The organism is Yoonia maricola, from assembly GCF_002797915.1.
GTDB lineage: Bacteria > Pseudomonadota > Alphaproteobacteria > Rhodobacterales > Rhodobacteraceae > Yoonia > Yoonia maricola.
The window spans coordinates 317,987-336,040 of record NZ_PGTY01000002.1; the positions used below are offsets into that span (position 1 = coordinate 317,987).

15 protein-coding genes are annotated in these 18,054 nt (G+C 57.3%); 10 read left to right on the forward strand and 5 right to left on the reverse strand.

The features are described from left to right. The first annotated feature begins 24 nt into the window (after positions 1-24). Positions 25-930, forward strand: coding sequence for a LysR family transcriptional regulator (locus tag BC777_RS11790; RefSeq protein ID WP_100368381.1), 906 nt, complete (start codon positions 25-27; stop codon positions 928-930). On the opposite strand, the gene BC777_RS11795 is transcribed toward BC777_RS11790, so the two are convergent. After that, positions 927-1,574 (reverse strand): TetR/AcrR family transcriptional regulator, encoded by a 648-nt coding sequence (locus BC777_RS11795; protein ID WP_211095374.1) that lies wholly within the window; start codon positions 1,572-1,574, stop codon positions 927-929. The two genes, BC777_RS11790 and BC777_RS11795, sit on opposite strands and share 4 nt — an antisense overlap. 150 nt (positions 1,575-1,724) lie before the next feature. Here BC777_RS11795 and BC777_RS11800 point away from each other — a divergent pair, with 150 nt between their 5' ends. After that, entirely contained in the window at positions 1,725-2,681 is a 957-nt protein-coding gene (locus BC777_RS11800; protein ID WP_100368382.1) for an alpha/beta hydrolase family protein, read from the forward strand. Between the two features lie 55 nt (positions 2,682-2,736). Next, a complete protein-coding gene (locus BC777_RS11805; protein WP_100368383.1) occupies positions 2,737-3,705 on the forward strand; it encodes an alpha/beta hydrolase family protein in 969 nt (322 codons plus the stop codon). A 194-nt stretch (positions 3,706-3,899) separates the two neighbouring features. Here BC777_RS11805 and BC777_RS11810 read toward each other — a convergent pair whose 3' ends face one another. Together BC777_RS11810 and BC777_RS11815 are read right to left on the reverse strand one after the other, a co-directional pair. Then, the gene (locus BC777_RS11810) at positions 3,900-5,183 is read right to left on the reverse strand and encodes an acetylornithine deacetylase/succinyl-diaminopimelate desuccinylase family protein (protein ID WP_100368384.1); all 1,284 of its coding nucleotides are present in this window, start codon (positions 5,181-5,183) and stop codon (positions 3,900-3,902) included. Positions 5,184-5,207: 24 nt separating this feature from the next. Further along, entirely contained in the window at positions 5,208-6,374 is a 1,167-nt protein-coding gene (locus BC777_RS11815) for a glycosyltransferase family 2 protein (protein ID WP_100368385.1), read from the reverse strand. Between the two features lie 276 nt (positions 6,375-6,650). On the opposite strand from BC777_RS11815, the gene BC777_RS11820 reads away from it, so the two are divergent. The 3 genes from BC777_RS11820 to BC777_RS11830 all read left to right on the forward strand — a co-directional run bounded on the left by BC777_RS11820 (position 6,651) and on the right by BC777_RS11830 (position 11,091). Next, positions 6,651-8,375: a hypothetical protein gene (locus BC777_RS11820; protein ID WP_100368386.1), complete on the forward strand. Its 1,725-nt coding sequence runs from the start codon at positions 6,651-6,653 to the stop codon at positions 8,373-8,375. Beyond that, the gene (locus BC777_RS11825) at positions 8,372-8,767 is read left to right on the forward strand and encodes a GtrA family protein (RefSeq protein ID WP_100368387.1); all 396 of its coding nucleotides are present in this window, start codon (positions 8,372-8,374) and stop codon (positions 8,765-8,767) included. The genes BC777_RS11820 and BC777_RS11825 overlap by 4 nt, the downstream gene beginning before the upstream one ends. Before the next feature lie 317 nt (positions 8,768-9,084). Continuing rightward, positions 9,085-11,091, forward strand: coding sequence for a hydantoinase/oxoprolinase N-terminal domain-containing protein (locus BC777_RS11830; RefSeq protein ID WP_100368388.1), 2,007 nt, complete (start codon positions 9,085-9,087; stop codon positions 11,089-11,091). Positions 11,092-11,094: 3 nt separating this feature from the next. Here the strand turns inward: BC777_RS11830 and BC777_RS11835 are convergent, their stop codons facing one another. Then, a complete protein-coding gene (locus BC777_RS11835; protein WP_100368389.1) occupies positions 11,095-12,480 on the reverse strand; it encodes a DUF3179 domain-containing (seleno)protein in 1,386 nt (461 codons plus the stop codon). A 190-nt stretch (positions 12,481-12,670) separates the two neighbouring features. Here BC777_RS11835 and BC777_RS11840 point away from each other — a divergent pair, with 190 nt between their 5' ends. The 4 genes from BC777_RS11840 to BC777_RS11855 are packed head-to-tail and all read left to right on the forward strand — an operon-like array spanning position 12,671 to position 16,869. Continuing rightward, on the forward strand, positions 12,671-13,279 hold the full coding sequence (locus BC777_RS11840; RefSeq protein ID WP_100368390.1) for a CDP-alcohol phosphatidyltransferase family protein: 609 nt from the start codon (positions 12,671-12,673) through the stop codon (positions 13,277-13,279). Positions 13,280-13,291: 12 nt separating this feature from the next. After that, positions 13,292-14,491 carry an ABC transporter substrate-binding protein gene (locus BC777_RS11845; RefSeq protein ID WP_100368391.1) on the forward strand — a complete coding sequence of 400 codons (1,200 nt, stop codon included), beginning with the start codon at positions 13,292-13,294 and terminating at the stop codon, positions 14,489-14,491. Positions 14,492-14,546: 55 nt separating this feature from the next. Continuing rightward, positions 14,547-16,241, forward strand: coding sequence for an ABC transporter permease (locus tag BC777_RS11850; RefSeq protein WP_100368392.1), 1,695 nt, complete (start codon positions 14,547-14,549; stop codon positions 16,239-16,241). Next, complete coding sequence (locus BC777_RS11855; RefSeq protein ID WP_100368393.1) at positions 16,234-16,869, forward strand: ATP-binding cassette domain-containing protein; 636 nt, start codon at positions 16,234-16,236, stop codon at positions 16,867-16,869. The genes BC777_RS11850 and BC777_RS11855 overlap by 8 nt, the downstream gene beginning before the upstream one ends. Positions 16,870-17,074: 205 nt before the next feature. On the opposite strand, the gene BC777_RS11860 is transcribed toward BC777_RS11855, so the two are convergent. Beyond that, positions 17,075-17,869: a YHYH protein gene (locus BC777_RS11860; protein WP_100368394.1), complete on the reverse strand. Its 795-nt coding sequence runs from the start codon at positions 17,867-17,869 to the stop codon at positions 17,075-17,077. Positions 17,870-18,054 lie beyond the last annotated feature (185 nt).

Below are 18,054 nucleotides of genomic sequence, written 5' to 3' on the forward strand. Positions count from 1 at the left end.
ACCATGTGCTACAATAGAAGCGCCATGATCGGATCAAAGGTGAATGATATTCTTGTGTTTCTGTCCGTCGTCGAAATCGGAAGTTTCGTCGCCGCTGGCAAAACGTTTGGGTTGTCACGCTCAACAGCGGGGAAAGCGGTTGCACGGCTTGAGGAGGGATATGGCGTCCGACTTTTGAACCGCACAACGCGTGCGCTTGATCTGACGGAGGAGGGCCGCAGCCTTTATGAGCATGGACAGGCCGTCCGAGCTGCAATCGAGGCTGCTGACGAAAGTGTCGCGGGCGATCCGAAAACACCGCGCGGAACATTGCGGATCACAGCACCCGACGGTCTTGGCCGCCGCCTTCTGCTTCCGACGGTCTATCGCTATCTTGAGCACTGGCCAGAAACGCAAATCGAGATGAGCCTGTCGGACCGGGTCGATAACGTTGTTGAAACAGGCTTTGATTTGTCGGTCCGAATTGCTGTGAACTCGCCCGAACAGGGTTTCGTTGTCCGGACGCTTTTGCGCAGTGAAACAGTGCTTTGTGCCGCCCCGTCCTATTTTGAGGCGCGCGATAGGCCCTTGAACGCGGAACAATTGAGCCGTCATGACCTTTTGATGTTTGCCAGCGGGCACGAGCGGCAAAGCTGGGTGCTGGAGGAGGACGGGACTTCGTTTCGTGCCCAAGGCCGCGTACGCCTGAGATGCGACAGTGGCGAGGCCCTGCGCGATGCGGCCTTGGCCGGGCGCGGCATCGCGTTGCTGACCCGGATCATGGTGGGCGACGACATTGCGGAAGGCCGACTGGAACATGTTCTGCCGCATGTGGCGTTTGGTACGGTTCCTATCGTTGCCCTATATCCGCATAGACGCCTTCTGGACGCGCGGGTCCGCCGCTTCATTGACATGCTGAGCGAAGACCTCGGACAACGCCGCGCTGATTAGGCGTTTTTGGGGGTCGCCATCCCGCGATCCGCATCGACTGCACCAAACCGCAATCCGTTTATCAGGAGATCCACCATGCGTCGAATATGGGCTGCGCTATCCTCGCCAGATGCAACCGAAAGGTTTCCGATTGCCCGCAAAAGGTCGTAGGGGTCTGTGCTGTCGTTGATGTCTCCGGCTTTTGCGGCCCGATCCAGCAACGCGGCGAGGGCAGGTTCGAAGTTTTCCCGAAAGTAATCCGGCAGTGTCGCGAAGGCGGGATCGCCAGAATGCAGCGCTGATGCGAGTCCCTTTTTGGTCGCGATGAACTGCGTATAGCGATGCAGCCACAAAGACAAAGCTTCGCACGGGGGATGCGCGTCTGAAAGCTCTGCCGCTTCGGCCACACAGGCGTCCACCTCTCGACGAAAGACCCCGGCGACCAGATCGGCGCGTGTTGGAAAGTTCCGGTATACGGTGCCGATTCCCACCCCGGCGGCCTCGGCGACCTCCCGCACTGGAGCATCCACACCGGATGTCGCAAATACTTTCTTGGCGGTTTCCAAAAGAGTATCCGTGCTGCGCTGTGCATCAGCCCGCACCTTTTTTCCCTTGGTGGCCAGCGGCTTGGCTGCTTCGGTTGTGGCTGTCTTTTCCTGGCTCACACGACTCTCCAATCACAAGAAACGGAACGATCGTCCGTTTCATATTGACATACGGAACGCTGTTCCGTATATGAATTCGGATCAGCGTTCCGTTTAATAACTCAACGCTGCGCTTATGACCAGAATTTTCAATGGAAAGGATAGAAGATCATGTCTGTATCAGTTCAAACGACACCCGCCATCATCACGTTCGGTCCAATCGCCTTGCCCGCCCCTGACCGGGGACAGGACCTCCATCTTCGTGTTTCAGCTCCGGCAGTTGGCGACGATTTGCCCGTTATTCTGATGGCGCATGGATTTGCAAAATCCCTGCGCGACTATGCTCCGCTGGTGGATTTCTGGACGGCACACGGCTTTGCGGTGATCCAGCCGACATTTCTCGACTCTGCCACGCTCGACCTTGCCCCCACTGATCCAAGAACGCCTGACATATGGAAGCATCGCGTCGCGGATATGAAACGTATTCTCGACGATCTGGATCAGATCGAAGACGTCGTTCCACAACTCAAGGGGCGGCTCGACCGGACCCGGATCGCCGCCGTTGGCCATTCCTACGGCGGGCAGACCGTCGGGATGCTGCTTGGCGCGCGTGTTATCGGTTCTGATGGCACTATCAGCGAGGACATGTCGGATCCACGGATCAAGGCCGGAGTATTGCTTTCGACAACCGGTCTAGGCGGTGAGTTCCTGACACCGTTCGCAGCAGAACATTTCTCATTTATGACGCCCAGCTTCGCGGAATTAACCACGCCAGCGCTGGTCGTCGCAGGGGATAAGGACGACTCGCCGCTCAGCACACGCGGGCCGGATTGGTTTACGGATGTCTACAAACTCAGCCCCGGTGCCACGGCTTTGGTCACATTGTTTGGTGGCGAACATCTGTTGGGCGGGATCACCGGTTACGGTGTGACCGACACGACCGACGAAAGCCCGGCGCGCGTCTCCGCCGTCCAGGAACTGAGCACAGCCTATCTGCGCACAGCGTTATATGATGACGACACTGCCTGGCTTGAGGCCACGAAAGCCGTCGCCGACAGCCCTGATCCGCAAGGCCGTATCGAGGAAAAGTCGGCAATCACGACGCCCGAGGTAGCGGAGGCGCTCTAGTGCCGTCAAGCCTCGCCCAATGCAAACCCACAGTACACAAAAGGAAAATGGAGCCATGAACAACCTCATCACCGATGCCCGCCACATCCCCATCAATGAAGCAACCCAGACCATTTCTATCAGCCCGGTAGTTTTGCAGGCCCCCGATCGTGGCGTGCCACTGGAAATACGCATCACGGCCCCTGTAGCGGGTCGCGATCTGCCGATCATCCTGCTGTCGCACGGGCATGGCCCGTCCCTCTATATCCCGTCAAAGGACGGTTATGGCCCGTTGGCGAACTTCTATGCCGCACATGGGTTTGTCGTGATCCAACCGACCCATGTGAATTCAAAGGTCGCCGGATTGGCCTCTAACGCGCCGGATGGCCCCTTGTTTTGGCGCTCGCGTGTTCAGGACATGTCGATGATACTGGATCACCTTGACGATATCGAGGCATCGGTGCCGAGCATCGCCGGGCGCCTTGATCACAGCAAAACCGCTGCGGTCGGGCATTCCCTTGGCGGGCAGACCGTCGGCATGTTGCTTGGCGCACGTTTGACCGATCCAAAAGACCCCGCTGCGGTGGACGTCAACATGATCGACCCGCGTATCAAGGTGGGTGTCCTTCTCGCCGCGCCGGGAAACGGTGGCGACAGCCTCAGCGAGAATGCAAAGGAAAACTATTCGGCGCTGAACCCGGATTTCTCTCATATGACCACAAAAACACTGGTGGTCGCAGGTGACGCCGACTTGGCCGCGCATCTCACTACGCGCGGCGCGGATTGGTACAAAGACCCTTTTCGCGAAGGTCCGGGTGCGGATGCAATGTTGACCCTGATTGGCGGCAAGCACGGGCTTGGGGGCGTCTCCGGCTATGACGCCAAAGAGACCAGTGACGAGGACCCGGATCGTCTGGCTGTGGTCCAGCGCATGACATGGGCTTATTTGCGTTCGGCGTTTGACGAAGAGGATCAAGCCTGGTCGGACGCCTGTCGCGCACTGAAGAGCCGCGCCAGCATCCACGGCTATGTCGATTTGAAGTAACGCAGACATTCAGGTGAGCTTTGGGTCCGGTGCTGGAGCAGTGCAATCGTCTCAGCGTCGCTTGTGGGACGTGACGATTCTGAACGTAAGACCATTAAGCAAACCTCCGGCAACTCCGCGAAGCGGACATTGGCTGCGATGCAGCATTTTGGAGATATGGACTCAAACCCGACATTTGCTGATGCAGAACCCGTCTATTCACTCAACAGTATCCGCCCCAACGCCCCTGCCATCACCTGTGCGCTGTCGATCATGTCATCGACCCCCACATATTCATCCGGCTTATGCGCCAGTTCCAATATACCCGGACCGTAGGCGATGCAGTTCTTGAGTTTCCCGATCCGGTCGATGTGCTTTTGGTCATAGGTGCCGGGGGAGGCGACAAACTCTGCCGGTTTTCCCAATACCTTTTCGATTTCTGCCGCCACAGTTTGCACCACGGGGGCCTCGCGGTCAGTCATCGAAGGCAGCACCACATTGATTTCGCGTAGGTCGTAATCAAAGCGGTCCCGATTGGCTTTCAGCCCCTCAAGCAGCGCTTTCACTTCACCGCGCACATCGTCTACGTTTTCCTCAGCGAGGAACCTGCGATCAATCACGATCCGGCAGCTATCTGGTACGCAATGCGCAGGCAGGCCGGTATAATCGTCCGGCTGTTCAGGTTGTCCGCCATGGATCGAATTGATGTTCATGGTCGAGGATCGCGCGCCTTCCGGCACCACCGGCATATCGGTCGTGCGGGCGGCCATGGCGGGGTAGAGTTTGTCTTCAAATTCGGTCAGTACGGCCCCCATGTGCCGGACCGCGCAATCGCCAAGGAATGGCATGGAGCCATGGGCGATTTCGCCGAAGGTTTCGATTTCCGCCCACCAGCCCCCGCGATGGCCAAGACAGACGCGGTCTTTGTTCAGCGGTTCAGGGATGATTACGTGCTGGACGCGTTTGGGGTCGAAGTACCCTTGCTCGGCAAGGTAGGCGACGCCACCGTAACCGCCGGATTCTTCGTCTGCGGTGCCAGAGATTTCGATAGCCCCGGCATAGTCAGGATGCGCCGCGATAAAAGCTTCACAGGCGACAATGGATGCCGCCAGCCCGCCCTTCATATCGCAGGCCCCCCGCCCATAGATTTTCCCGTCATTCAGCTCTCCGCCAAAAGGGTCTTTGGTCCATCCGCTGCCGACCTCAACCACATCGGTATGGCTGTTGAAATGCACGCAATCACCATGCCGCGCCCCTTCGCGTCGCGCGACGATATTCCAACGGGGGTACTTTTCGCTGTCGCCCGGCGTGCCATGCGCGCGGATCAGTTCGGTCACAAACCCCGCCCCCTGCAAACGTCGATCCAGATACTCGCAAATTTCGCGATAGCAATCACCCGGCGGGTTCAGCGTAGGAATGCGGATCAGGTCTTGGGTCAGGGCGATTAAGTCATCGCGCCTGCTTGTGATCTGTTCCGTTAACAGTTGCTGGTCGTCCATGGGTCGACTATCGACCAAGGGGCCTTAGTCTGCAATGGGCGCGTCGGGCCGGATCGGTTGTTGTAGCATGGAAGACAGGAAACCGGTGGTGATGACCTGCACCCCAAGCGAGGCACAGACCACCGACAGGGCTGCTGGGCGCACAATGTCGCTGGCCACCATATCGCCGAACCCTGTTGCGCCCCAGCTAAAGACACCTGCCAAAACTGCAATCAGCGCGGTCAACAACAAAAGCGCGCCGATAATGCAGGCATTATCAACCGAAATGCGGCTCTGGAACCGTTCATATCTGGGCGAGAGCGGCAGCAGATTGAACCTGACGGCGAATATGCGGGTGAGCAGGTGGAAACAGACCATCTGAAACCCTGTCAAAATCAACGCACTGGCCAGTATCATGGTCGCCAGATCAAAGCTGATGCCACCAATCGTGACGGGTCCAAACATCAATGCGGTAAAGCTGATCAAACCGGCCCCGAAAAGTACCAGTCCGGGGTAATAGAATAACCAGTAGGGCGCGAAAGTCAGTAGCAGTTTCAGGTGCAACCAGCCATCGCGCCAGCTGCGCAGATGCGGCGCGCGCGTCCGCCCGTCCGGTTTCAGCGTTGTTGGCACCTCCCGGATGTCGAGGCCGAAGAGCGTGGCGCGGATGACCATTTCCGACGCGAATTCCATGCCAGGGGTGTTCAGATGCAGCCCAAGGATCGCCTCGCGGGAAAATCCGCGCAGGCCGCAATGAAAATCGCCGACAGGGGTGCGGTAAAACACGCGCCCCACGGTTGAGAGCACAGGGTTACCCAAATAGCGGTGCAGAGGGGGCATTGCGTTCTTTGCAATCCCACCTTTAAAGCGATTGCCCATTACAAGGTCTGCCCCGTCACGCAATTGTTCTATAAAGGGATCAAGGTTGGAAAAGTCGTAAGAATCGTCACTGTCACCCATGATCACAAAGCGGCCTTTGGCATTTGCGATGCCGGCACCCAGTGCAGCACCATAACCTTTGACAGGCACGTCAACGACGCGCGCTCCCAGACCCTTTGCAATGTCCTGACTGCCATCGGTAGAGCCGTTATCCGCGATCAGTACCTCGCCTGCGACGCCCGATCGTTTGAGATAATCAAGGGCCTTGACGATGCAGGTCTCAAGCGTTTCAGCCTCGTCCAGGCAAGGCATCAGGATTGTCAGTTCAGTCATTTACATTCGCTTTGGTCGTTAGAGTGGTCTTGGGTACAGCTACTTGCCAAATAGGGCGCAATTCGGGCTGTGCTGCGATGCACCCTTGGCACAGCGCGACCTTTGTGCAACAGCCTTTTGTGTTAAAATGATGCCCTATTTCAAACATTGTTGCCGACTATGCACGGATGTTAAGCGCTTCACTGAACGATTTAGAGATTATCACACTTCATGACCCAGACCCCCGGATTACGTCTTTCGCTTGCGCACGGCCTTCGGGGAGTGGTCTGGCTGTCCATGCTTATTATCATTGTGAAGGCTGGTGTTGACGGGATGAAGCTTGGCCAAGGTTTCGCCAGTTTTGGCAATGACGATGTCATGCGCATGCTGTCGGTGCGCGATTGGGTTGCAGGGCAAGGCTGGTATGACGTTGCGCAGTATCGCTTGTTGCCGCCAGAAGGTGTGCCGCTGCATTGGTCACGCTATATTGATGTTGGCATTGCGGCGCTGATTGTTCCGTTTTCGTTAATCTTCCCAATGGACGTGGCCGAGATGGTGGCCGCTACGCTTTGGCCGACTTTGATCATGATCATTCATGTGCTTGCAGTTGCTTTTGGGACGCAACGTGTTTTCGGGCGTGTTCCGGCCTGTTTTGCGGTGTTGTGCGTGACGCTCTGGCCTTTAACCGCTGATTTGCATTCCAGGGCAGGCCAGCTTGATCATCATAATGTTCAACTCTTGATGATGGTGTTTCTGGCCTTCGCTGCGATCTGGCCGAGTCGGCCGGTTGGGGCGGGCGTTGTCGGTGGCATCGCGGCGGCGTTTTCTTTGGCTGTAGGGTTGGAAGCCCTACCTTTCATTGTGGGCGGTGGGTTGGCAATCTTTATGCGTGCTATATTTTTGCCATCACTCCAGACACGTATCTTGCTGTTCACTTTTTGTACGACTCTGTGCTTTGGGAGTATCCTCCTGTGGACCGGTCAAACGTTGCCGGCAATGTGGATGCAACAGGCCTGCGACCGATTGGGTGTTCAGACACTGTCATTGGTTGCTATTGCGGTGGTCGCGACTGTTTTGCCCACCTTGGCCCATCGTCGGTTAAAAGATGCATGGATGCAGATGGGTGCAGCTGTTGTGCTGACCTGCATTGGCGTTGTGGTTGCATGGCCTGTACTTTCGGGATGCTTGGCTGGACCATATGGTGCCTTGCCGGAGATCATTCAGGAGGCAATCAGAAACGATATCACCGAGGCAAAACCGGTGTTTGTCTACGCACAATCGCACCTGACGTTGACGCTGGTCTTCATGCTGCCCGTTATCGTGTCTTTTTTGGCCGGTAGCATCCTTTGGCTCTCATCATGCATATCCCCGAGACCACAAGATGATCAAAATCACGCGCTTGGTATCCTTCTTATTTTTTGTACGGTCGGCATACTGATGGTGTTTGTGCAGATGCGTACCGTTATCATCCTGGCTTCTGTTGTCCCGGTGATTGGCGGTGTCGTTGTATGGCGTTTGCTGAATAGCTACTTTGAGAAGCGCGACTTGACGCAAGGATTGTTGGCGATTGCTGTGGCTGCAATGATTGTTACGCCTGTGCAGGCGCTGAGCCCGCTTGGCCCACTTCTTGTTCAAGATACATCAGAGACCAGGGTGTCGCGTATAAATTGCCTTGAGCAGGCGTCTTTGACCGCCTTGAATGACGTACCACCCGGTGTGATCCTGACCCATTTGAATTTTGGTCCCGGATTGATTTGGGCAACCCATCACGACGGTCTATCGGCGCCCTATCACCGCAGTGCTGCCGCGATGTCCAACGGGATTTTACCGTTCCGTATGGAGAGTGCGGAAATGGCGGACTATGTTCGCGCAACCCCAGCCACACATCTTTTGATCTGCCGCGGCTACAACTATGAGGGTGACTTTGCAGACACCCTTGCCAATGGCGGCAGCGCGGATTGGCTACGTCCTGTTCCCCTTGATGACGACATCCAGATTCTGTTTGAAGTTCTGCGTGAATGAGCAAGCTGAACCAACTTTGGGCCTTCGTGCGTTTCCTTGCTGTCGGGGGTAGTTTCAGTCTTGGCTATGCCCTTGTCACGGCGGCGCTGATCAGTTTTGCGAATGCCCCGCCGCTGCCCACAAGCGTGATCGTCTATCTGCTGTGTATCCCTGCCGCCTTTCTGGCGCAAAGGAAGTTCGCCTTTCGGGGTCATCAATCAGGCAGGGCGGGTTTTTTGATCTATGGGGTGACGCAATTGGGCAGTTTGGTCATGGTCTCGACCATCACAAGTCGTTTGGTGACACGGAACTTTATGATCGATACGGGCCTGTTTTTGGTCATCGCAGGCACCGCCGCTGTTGTTAGCTATCTGATCTGTCGTTACGTGATTTTCAGGCCGCAGTCGGGGTAAGCCGTGCAACAAAGTGTATCTTGCGTCCGAACACTCAATTTAGTGGGGCAGGATAGAGTGGTACGTTCGCATTAAATGCATCTTCGCGAGGCTTGCCTTGTCAAACCACCGCTTTTAATTGTGGCGGTGTGGTGCTGTCACGCCCACTGATGATCCCCAAATTCTAATCAGCGTTGCAGAGCGTGGGTGAACATGTGGTTAACGTCAACGTTGAGCGTGCAATAAGTACAGGTTTTGGCAGAACTGTGGTGGATTGACGTTGCATTTTGGACCATCGTCGCGCTTATCTGCGCGGCGGTAAAGAATGGGACGCTTCAATGACTTACCTCTTGGGTGTTGATACCGGCGGGACCTATACCGATGCGGTGATCATAGATGAGGCGCGGGACTGCGTTGTCGCATCAGCCAAAGCGCTGACCTCGCGTCCTGATCTTGCCATTGGTGTGGGGGCTGCGATTGATGCTGCCATTACCAAGGCAGGTGTCGCAGGTGCAGATGTGGCGATGGTGTCCCTTTCCACAACATTGGCGACCAATGCGTTGGTCGAAGGTCAGGGTGGGCGTATTGCGCTGATTGCCATTGGCTTTGATGACGCTGACCTGACCCGCGCCGGCCTCACCGAGGCCCTGCGTGGTGACACGGTGATCCGTGTGGTGGGCGGTCATAATCACGCAGGATCCGAGGTGGCGACCCTTGATCTGGATGCGTTGGCGCGTGCGCTGGCAGACCTCGACGATGGGATTACGGGTTTTGCCGTTGCGGCCAGCTTCGCGACGCGCAACCCTGCGCATGAAGCCGCGGCCCGTGATCTGATCCGCCGAATGACCGACAAACCTGTCAGTTGTTCGCATGACCTGAGCCAAGCGCTGGGCGGCCCGAAACGTGCGCTGACCGCTGTGCTGAACGCCCGGCTGATCGGGATGCTGGACCAGTTAATCTCGGCTTGCGAGGATCATCTGACGCAGATCGGTGTCACCGCCCGCCTGATGATCGTACGCGGTGATGGCGCTTTGGTCTCAGCCGATCTGGCCCGTGAAAAACCGATTGAAACGATCCTCAGTGGTCCTGCGGCCTCTATCGCCGGGGCCAGTTGGCTCACCGGAGAAAGCGATGCGCTGATCAGCGATATTGGCGGAACAACCACGGATGTCTGCCTGCTGCGTGATGGGCGGCCCAAGATTGACCCGCAGGGTGCCCGCGTTGGTCCCTTTCGCACAATGGTTGAGGCCGTGGCGATGCGCACCACCGGTCTGGGCGGTGATAGCGAAGTGCATGTGGTGGATGGGTTGGAAGGCAGGTTGCGCCTTGGCCCGCGCCGGTTGATGCCTGTTTCGCTGGCGGCGTATCACCATCCCAAACTGGTGCATGCGGCCCTTGATCGGGCCCTGGCGCAGGATATTCCTGCATCGGACGGTGGCCAGTTTGTGATCCCACTTTGGACAGAGATGCCAGCCGGTTTGGACGCGCGTGAACAGGTCGTTGCGGGCAGGTTGGCAGATGGACCGCTGCGGCTGGGCCAAGCCGTGCACTCGCGCATGGAAAACCCGGCGCTTGGCCGTCTGCTGGGGCGTGGTCTTGTGCTTATGGCGGGTGTGACGCCCTCTGATGCGTCGCACGTGCTTGGGCTGGTGGATGCCTGGGATGGCGCTGCAGCCAGGAAAGCGTTGACCCTGTTCGCCCGACGTCGGACCGGGGCGGGGACGTCGGTAGCAAGCAACGCAGAGGCGCTGGCGAAACAGATCATTGATCAACTGACCGCGCAGACAGTGGCATGTCTCTTGCAGGCCGGGTTTGCCGAGGATGATCGCGACTGGGCTGACCCCACAACGCTGGCCCAACATCCGCTGACCATGGCGGGGTTGGATCGGCATCAGGGTGTCATGCGGATGCAGATGTCTTTGGGGGTGCCGGTGATTGGGCTGGGTGCATCTGCGGCGACCTATTACGGGGCGGTTGGTGCGCGGCTTGGGACTCGGATGGTTTTGCATGCAAATGGCGACGTAGCCAATGCGATTGGGGCTGTTGTCGGGCAGGTACGAATGCAGGCGACCGGCACTGTCACCAGTGCCGGCGAGGGGACATTTGCTGTACATCTGCCGGGTGGCCCCCAGACATTTGCGGACCGGGATGAGGCGCTGGGCAGGCTTGAAGCAGCGCTGCGAACCGAGGCGGAAAACCTTGTACGCGCGTCAGGTGTCACCGACATTCGGTTCACCGTAGACCGGGACATATCCGAGATTACGGTAGAAAACCGCAGGATGTTTATCGAGGCCACATTGCGGGTCGAGGCGAGCGGACGCCCGCGGATCGCGAGCGATGGGTAAATTTCAACCGTTCCATAGCACCGTATCCTCGTGGAACTGTGACCATGCGAACCAAAAGGCTTCGTGGCTGCCAAGGTCAGACCCATCGGTGCCTAAGGCCCTGATTCCGCCAGCGTCCAATTGCAGACGGACATTTTCATAGGTCACGCTGGCCCCGGACTGCAGTGCAAGCATGGCGGCACTGCGTTGAAATGCAACAGGAACGCCCGACGCTGTCACCACGCCGATCACATCTTCATGGACGGGCAGGCGTGGGTCCACATCACCGACTGGAAAGATCGGTCCGTTTGCATCGCGCCCATTGCGAAAATCGAAATTGCGACCGAGGGCGAGGTCTTCGATCAACACGGTGGTGTCGGGATGTGCGTTCTTCCATGTCCCCCAGTCCGTTGTGACAACAGTGGCTTGCTCAAGTTGCAAGCCACGCTCGGCCAAAGGCCCGGTCACGGCTTTGCCAAGAAACGTGTCAAATACTGAATAGGTGTTGATGTCATACATGACCTTGTTCGACCGGATCAGCAGGCCCGATGTGCGCAAGACGGGCCGTGCGACACCTGCAGGAAGATCATCAGTGAAATAGGCCTGTGCTGCGCCACACAGGGTGCAATAGGGAATGCCCAGATCACGGCCACCGAGCGTGTCATTGACCATTTCGCGCACTTCCATGATCTGACGTGGATAGGCACGGGATTGGCCATTGATCGTGATCCCAAAGACGATGGCGTCATCAGCTAGCCATGTGGCCTCTTGCGCGCCGATAACGTCGGGGTTGTCAGCTGCAGGGATGCAGTTGCAGGTTTCATCCGTCTGGTCGTAGGGGCGGTCATCAATCAGGACGCCACCCCAGGACACCAATCGCCAGTCAATGTCGCCGGGCACAAAGATACGTTCCCAACCCGGTACAAACTGGGCAAAGATCGCGCGCTTTGTATCAAGGTAGCCGGGATATGACGGGATGTCCCATGCGATCAGGTGATCGGTCACCTCGCCCCAGCGCTGCGGGGTTTTCAATTCAATATCCAACAGGTCGGATGCGGCATCAGCTAGTGCGGTGTCGAATTCGCGCCGCCACGTGAACCGCATCATATCGCTGATGATCCATGCCAGCCTCGGATCGCCGGACGTCGCAATTTCGGAAAGCGCGGTCTCTTGTTCCGGCCCCCAAAGCGATTGTTCCAGACTGTCGACAAAGACGATGCGCACCGCTTCTTGCAGGTTTTCCGAGATCGGACCATCGGGAACGAAGGGCGGTTGGCCAAACTCTGCAACGACATAGTCGGGCAGCGGGGTCGCACTCTGGGCTTGTGCCATATGGCTGGCCAGAAAGGACGTCACGATCAAGATAAGGGTGACACTCTGGCGGGCAAAAGAGGGAATGGAATATCTCATGGAAAAAACCTTTCGCAAAACGGAATGTACCAACGAACGCGCGTCGCACAAAGCTGCCGCAGAAGCCTGCCTTGAGCCAGTCACATCGGATCATCATTCGGTGAACGCTACAGACACTCACATTCCTGTCAGGTTGATTGCGTCAGAAGGGTGCTTCGTTCAAAAGGAGTAGACCTTGGGAGGAGGCCAGATGCTCGACCGTCACGCACGTCAATTGATCGACCCACCGCTGAACCAGATCGGTCGCGGTTTGGCGGCGCGTGGGTTTACGGCGGATGGGGTAACTTTGGTCGGGCTTGGCCTTGGTCTGATTGCAGCCTTGCTGATCGCGTTTGGCCAGTTTGCCCTTGCCCTTGTCCCACTGCTTGCCAGCCGTGTGGCTGATGGTCTGGATGGTGCTGTAGCCCGTGCAACGCAGAAGACAGACTTTGGCGGTTATTTGGATATTGCCGTGGATTTCCTGTTCTATGGCGCAATCCCAATGGCGTTCGTGATCTATGACCCAACGACGAATGGTGCCGCGGGGGCATTCCTGCTGGCGTCCTTCTACTTTAATGGCACCAGCTTTCTGGGCTATGCGATCTTGGCTGAAAAACACGGACATAAGACCGATGCGCAGGGTCAAAAGTCGCTCTATTATTCCAACGGCATTCTGGAAGGGACCGAGACGATCGTGTTCTTTGTGATCCTTTGTCTGCTCCCCTCTTATTTCTCCCCGCTGGCATGGGTTTTCGGGACCTTATGTTTTGCGACCGCCACACTGCGGATTTATGCCGCTAAACAAACCTACACGAACTGAAGGACCACCCCTATGAAACATCTTGCCGTATTGGCCGCATTGTTGGCCCCTGTGCCTGCGCTTGCCGACATTGATCCTGCCAACTGGGACGCGGTCACCGCAGAGGCCGAAGGCCAGACTGTATTCTGGAATGCATGGGGCGGGTCCACGACGACAAATGAGTTCCTTGCTTGGGTCGGAAGCCGTGTGATGGAAGATTACGGTGTCACGTTGGAACATGTGAAGCTGACCGACACGGCTGATGCCGTTACGCGGGTGCTGTCGGAAAAACAGGCTGGCGAAGATGACGATGGTGCCATCGACATGATCTGGATTAACGGTGCGAACTTTGCCGCGATGAAAGAGGCGGATCTGCTGTTTGGCCCCTATGCCGAACAACTGCCCAACTGGGCATTCGTCGATGTGGATGGCAAAACGGTACAGACTGATTTCACCGTGCCCACCGAAGGGTTCGAAAGCCCATGGGCGATGGCGCAAGTTGTCTTTGTCCACAACACAGCCGACATGCCTGAGAGCCTCGGATCGATGCAGGCTTTGCTGGAATGGACACAAGCCAACCCCGGTCGTTTCAGCTATCCTCAGCCGCCGGATTTTCTGGGAACAACGTTTCTAAAACAGGTGCTGGTCGATATTTTGCCTGACCCGGCCGTTTTGTCCGACCCTGCGACCGACGAAAACTACGACGAGGTCACAGCCCCGCTTTGGGCCTATCTTGACCAACTGACACCAAACCTGTGGCGTGAAGGCAAAGCTTACCCGGCAACAGGCACGGCGATGTTCCCGTTAATCGCGGATGGTGAGCTTGATCTGTCGATTTCCTTCAGCCCCGGTGCTGCCTCGACGGCCATCGCCAATAATGAACTGCCGCCATCCGTGCGCACGTTCGTTTTGGACAAGGGCACAATCGGGAACGCGTCGTTTGTGGCGATCCCCTACAACTCTGGCTCCAAGGCTGGTGCAATGGTCGTCGCCAATTTCCTGATGTCACCAGAAGCGCAAGCGCGTGCACAGGACCCGGCGATCCTAGGATATGGTACAGTATTGGATATGGACGCCCTGTCTGATGATGATCGCGCGTTGTTTGATGCGCTTGAACTGGGCGTTGCAACATTGTCACCGGCTGAGCTGGGCACGGTACAGGCTGAACCGCATCCAAGCTGGGCGACAAGGATCGCAGATGATTGGATGGACCGATATGGTGTGTCAGAGTAAGCGTGGCTGAAATGGTGCTATGCAGTCCCGGATCACGTCCGGGACTGCGTTTTAAATGAAACGTCGCCGCTTTCCTCCGATTTTGCCGATCCTGACATTGCTCGCGATGTTGGGCCCTGTTGCTGCTGGCCTATGGGGCACGGTGATGCCGGCCTTTGGGCATTTGCCAGCAGCGGGCATCACCGGACCATCGCTTGATCCGTTCCGTGATCTCTTCGATTGGGCTGGCTTGCCGCGGGCCATGTTCTTATCGATCTCAACAGGCTTGCTGGCTACGGGCATATCACTTGCCATCGTCATGTTGGTGACTGCGGGCTGGTCAGGAACCAAACCGTTCCGTGCGTTGGAGCGGCTGTTGTCGCCGTTGTTATCTGTGCCACATGCGGCAGCGGCCTTTGGCCTGGCTTTCCTGATCGCGCCGTCGGGCTGGGTCTCCCGCTTGCTGTCACCCGCCTTTACAGGGTGGGACCGCCCGCCTGATCTGTTGATTGTGCAAGACACATGGGGTCTGACAATGACCGCGGGTCTGATTGTCAAAGAGGTCCCCTTCTTGCTGTTGATCACCCTCGCAGCACTTGGGCAGGCTGACGCCCAGCGCAGCGTCGCGATTTCACAGGCATTGGGGTATGGACGCGTGACAGGGTGGCTGAAAACCGTGTTTCCGCGTGTCTATGCCCAGATCAGGCCCCCGATTTATGTGGTGCTGGCCTACTCCATGTCCGTTGTGGATGTTGCCGTGATCCTTGGGCCAAACACGCCCCCGCCTTTGTCTGTGCAGATCGTCAAATGGATGTCCGACCCTGATCTTGCAATGCGCTTGGAAGCGGCCGCCGGGGCGCTGTTACAATTGGGTCTGGTCATCGGGGCCTTGGCGTTCTGGCGGTTTGGTGAATATGTTGTGGGGCGCTTGGGCGCGCGCTGGATCGCGTCGGGTGCGCGGGGCAAGTTCGATGGTGTTGCGGCCGTTGGCGCCCTCACGGCCGGTGCGATTTGCGCGTTGAGCGTTCTTTTCGGTCTGGTCGTTTTGGCGATCTGGTCCTTTGCGGGGTTCTGGGGTTTTCCTGACGCCTTGCCGGATGCCTTTACATGGCGTAACTGGCTGCGCTTTGGCCCCGGTACGCTGGACGCGCTGGGCGAAACAGCTCTGATCGCAATCACTGTGGCATTGGTGGCGCTGATCCTGACAATTGGGTGTCTGGAGGCTGAGTATCGCTTCGGTCTTTCGTTCAGCCAGCGGGCGGTTTGGTTGCTCTATTTACCACTACTGATCCCTCAAACGGCCTTTCTGCCGGGCTTGCAAACGCTGATGTTGAGCCTTGGCGCAGATGTGGGTCGTCTCCCTGTTATGCTGGCGCATTTGGTGTTCGTACTGCCCTATGTGTTTCTCTCTCTTGCTGATCCGTTCCGCGCATGGGACACGCGTATGGGCACGATTGCGACCGCGCTGCGTGCCAGTCCCGATGGCGTGCTTTGGCGGGTCCGATTGCCGATGTTACTGCGTCCGATCCTGACCGCTTTGGCGGTTGGTTTGGCTGTGTCTGTTGGGCAATACCTTGCAACGCTTTTGATCGGTGGGGGCCGCGTGGCCACATTGACGACCGAGGCGGTCGCGCTTGCCTCTGGCGGGGACCGTCGTGCCATTGGGGTTTACGGGTTGATGCAGTCCGGTGCAGCGCTGGTGCCATTTGCGTTGGCATTGCTGATACCGGCCGTTGTCTGGCGAAACAGGAAAGGGTTGCGACATGGATAAGGGTTTGGCTCTGCGCAATGTGACGATCAGCAAGGGTGGCGTACCGCTCTTGTCGGTGAACCACGAGATTGCGCCGGGCGAAGTGCTGACGGTCATGGGGCCATCGGGCGTGGGGAAATCCACATTGCTTGCCTTCATTACCGGAACCCTTGCGCCTGAATTTGCGGCTTCCGGCGAAGTTTGGCTTGACGGACACAACATCACGCATGCCGCACCCCATCAGCGCCGTGTCGGTATCCTGTTTCAGGATGATCTATTGTTTCCGCATTTGTCTGTCGGGGCAAATCTGGCCTTCGGCTTGCAGCCAGGCGGGAACGCAGCCGCACGCACGACCAAGATCGAGAAAGCCTTGGATGAGGTGGGGCTGAATGGGTTCTCAGACCGCGACCCGGCAACGCTGTCTGGTGGGCAAAAGGCGCGGGTGGCGCTCATGCGGATGCTCTTGTCAGAGCCCTGCGGGTTGCTGTTGGACGAGCCTTTTTCGCGGCTGGATGCGGCGTTGCGTGCGCAGGTCCGCGAAATGGTATTTGACCGGGCCAAGGCGCGGCAATTACCTGTCTTGATGGTGACGCATGACGCCGATGACGCGCAGGCAGCGGGTGGAGAGATTATTACATTGGGTGACTGAGCGAAGGTCGGTTGTGTGGGACAAAGCTGCCACTAGCGATAATGGCATCGAGGTCTGCTTTCTAAATGCCGCATATTCCAACGGCCCATAAGCGGTGCAGGTCCACGCAGTGTCGCGGACCTGTCCCGGCTTGAGAAAACGCATGATACCTTATTGGCCGATCATACAGCCATCGCCAGGTGCGATAGGCTTGTGGCCCTTTCGCTCATCCGTCGTTTTCAACAGGTGGTTCAGGACGATCACCACCACCACCGCCCAATGCAGCCTCAGTCACGTTGCCGCGGAAGCAACGCGGGAAGAACGGGAAGGTGTCGGTGGCGTAGTACACATATTCACCGTCAACCATTGTCCCGTTACATTCATCCAGCGTGCCAGATCCTTCGATGTATTCCCAATCTTGCACATAGGTGCCGTCATGCACTCCCTCTGGGGCACCTTCACCTTCACGCTCACCCTCTTTAAGTTGGTAGGACGATTGCACGTCGCCGCCGACGTAACGAATTTCAAATCCATCTGCGGCATAGGCAAACAGCGTTCCTTCAAGATTGCTCATCACCGCTTCGGGGATACCATGGTAGTGATACATGCCATCGCCATCAACGTGCGCGTTTTGTGCGTCCATGATCAGGCCGCCCACACCTTCGACGTTCCACCCCGATGACCGGTCGCGCGTCCATGGGCGCTCCGCGTCGGCGTCGGCATCTGGATTATACCACTCGGCAGTCCCCGGACGCAGGGGGATCCCGGTCAGGGTCATGCCAGAAATAAAGACCCCTTGGTCCGTGATGGTGCCGGTATCCTCGGGCGTCGCATCAACGCAAAAAAGATGATCCTGCGGTTCGACAACCGCACCTTCGCGCCACGTCCCAACTTCGTGGTCAGGGATACCGTTCGAGACGATGCAGCGCTGATCCAGTTGGATCGTGATATTCAATTCGTGTGCCTGCGCCGCACTGGCGGCCAAAAGTGTCAAAACGGTTGTCGCATAAAGGGCTTTCATAATTCTCTCCTGTTGCTCGTTTCATCGTTTAACGGATGGCGGCGAAATTTCCGTTGCTTGAAAAACAAATAGTCTTGGAAAGAGTTCCATGAGTTGAGTTGCGGGTAACGAACGAGGACAGGCGGCTTCGGATTAGTATTCGCCAAGCCACAAGAACTTTGGCGGCTGGAGCGGACATTTGCTTC

Excerpts from the sequence above, each read along its gene's own strand:
- BC777_RS11825 (WP_100368387.1), top strand. The coding sequence starts at position 8,372 with ATGAGCAAGCTGAACCAACTTTGGGCCTTCGTGCGTTTCCTTGCTGTC.
- BC777_RS11850 (WP_100368392.1), top strand. The coding sequence starts at position 14,547 with ATGAAACGTCGCCGCTTTCCTCCGATTTTGCCGATCCTGACATTGCTC.
- BC777_RS11845 (WP_100368391.1), top strand. The coding sequence starts at position 13,292 with ATGAAACATCTTGCCGTATTGGCCGCATTGTTGGCCCCTGTGCCTGCG.
- BC777_RS11800 (WP_100368382.1), top strand. The coding sequence starts at position 1,725 with ATGTCTGTATCAGTTCAAACGACACCCGCCATCATCACGTTCGGTCCA.
- BC777_RS11855 (WP_100368393.1), top strand. The coding sequence starts at position 16,234 with ATGGATAAGGGTTTGGCTCTGCGCAATGTGACGATCAGCAAGGGTGGC.
- BC777_RS11840 (WP_100368390.1), top strand. The coding sequence starts at position 12,671 with ATGCTCGACCGTCACGCACGTCAATTGATCGACCCACCGCTGAACCAG.
- BC777_RS11810 (WP_100368384.1), bottom strand. The coding sequence starts at position 5,183 with ATGGACGACCAGCAACTGTTAACGGAACAGATCACAAGCAGGCGCGAT.
- BC777_RS11820 (WP_100368386.1), top strand. The coding sequence starts at position 6,651 with ATGCTTATTATCATTGTGAAGGCTGGTGTTGACGGGATGAAGCTTGGC.
- BC777_RS11830 (WP_100368388.1), top strand. The coding sequence starts at position 9,085 with ATGACTTACCTCTTGGGTGTTGATACCGGCGGGACCTATACCGATGCG.
- BC777_RS11815 (WP_100368385.1), bottom strand. The coding sequence starts at position 6,374 with ATGACTGAACTGACAATCCTGATGCCTTGCCTGGACGAGGCTGAAACG.
- BC777_RS11860 (WP_100368394.1), bottom strand. The coding sequence starts at position 17,869 with ATGAAAGCCCTTTATGCGACAACCGTTTTGACACTTTTGGCCGCCAGT.
- BC777_RS11805 (WP_100368383.1), top strand. The coding sequence starts at position 2,737 with ATGAACAACCTCATCACCGATGCCCGCCACATCCCCATCAATGAAGCA.
- BC777_RS11790 (WP_100368381.1), top strand. The coding sequence starts at position 25 with ATGATCGGATCAAAGGTGAATGATATTCTTGTGTTTCTGTCCGTCGTC.
- BC777_RS11835 (WP_100368389.1), bottom strand. The coding sequence starts at position 12,480 with ATGAGATATTCCATTCCCTCTTTTGCCCGCCAGAGTGTCACCCTTATC.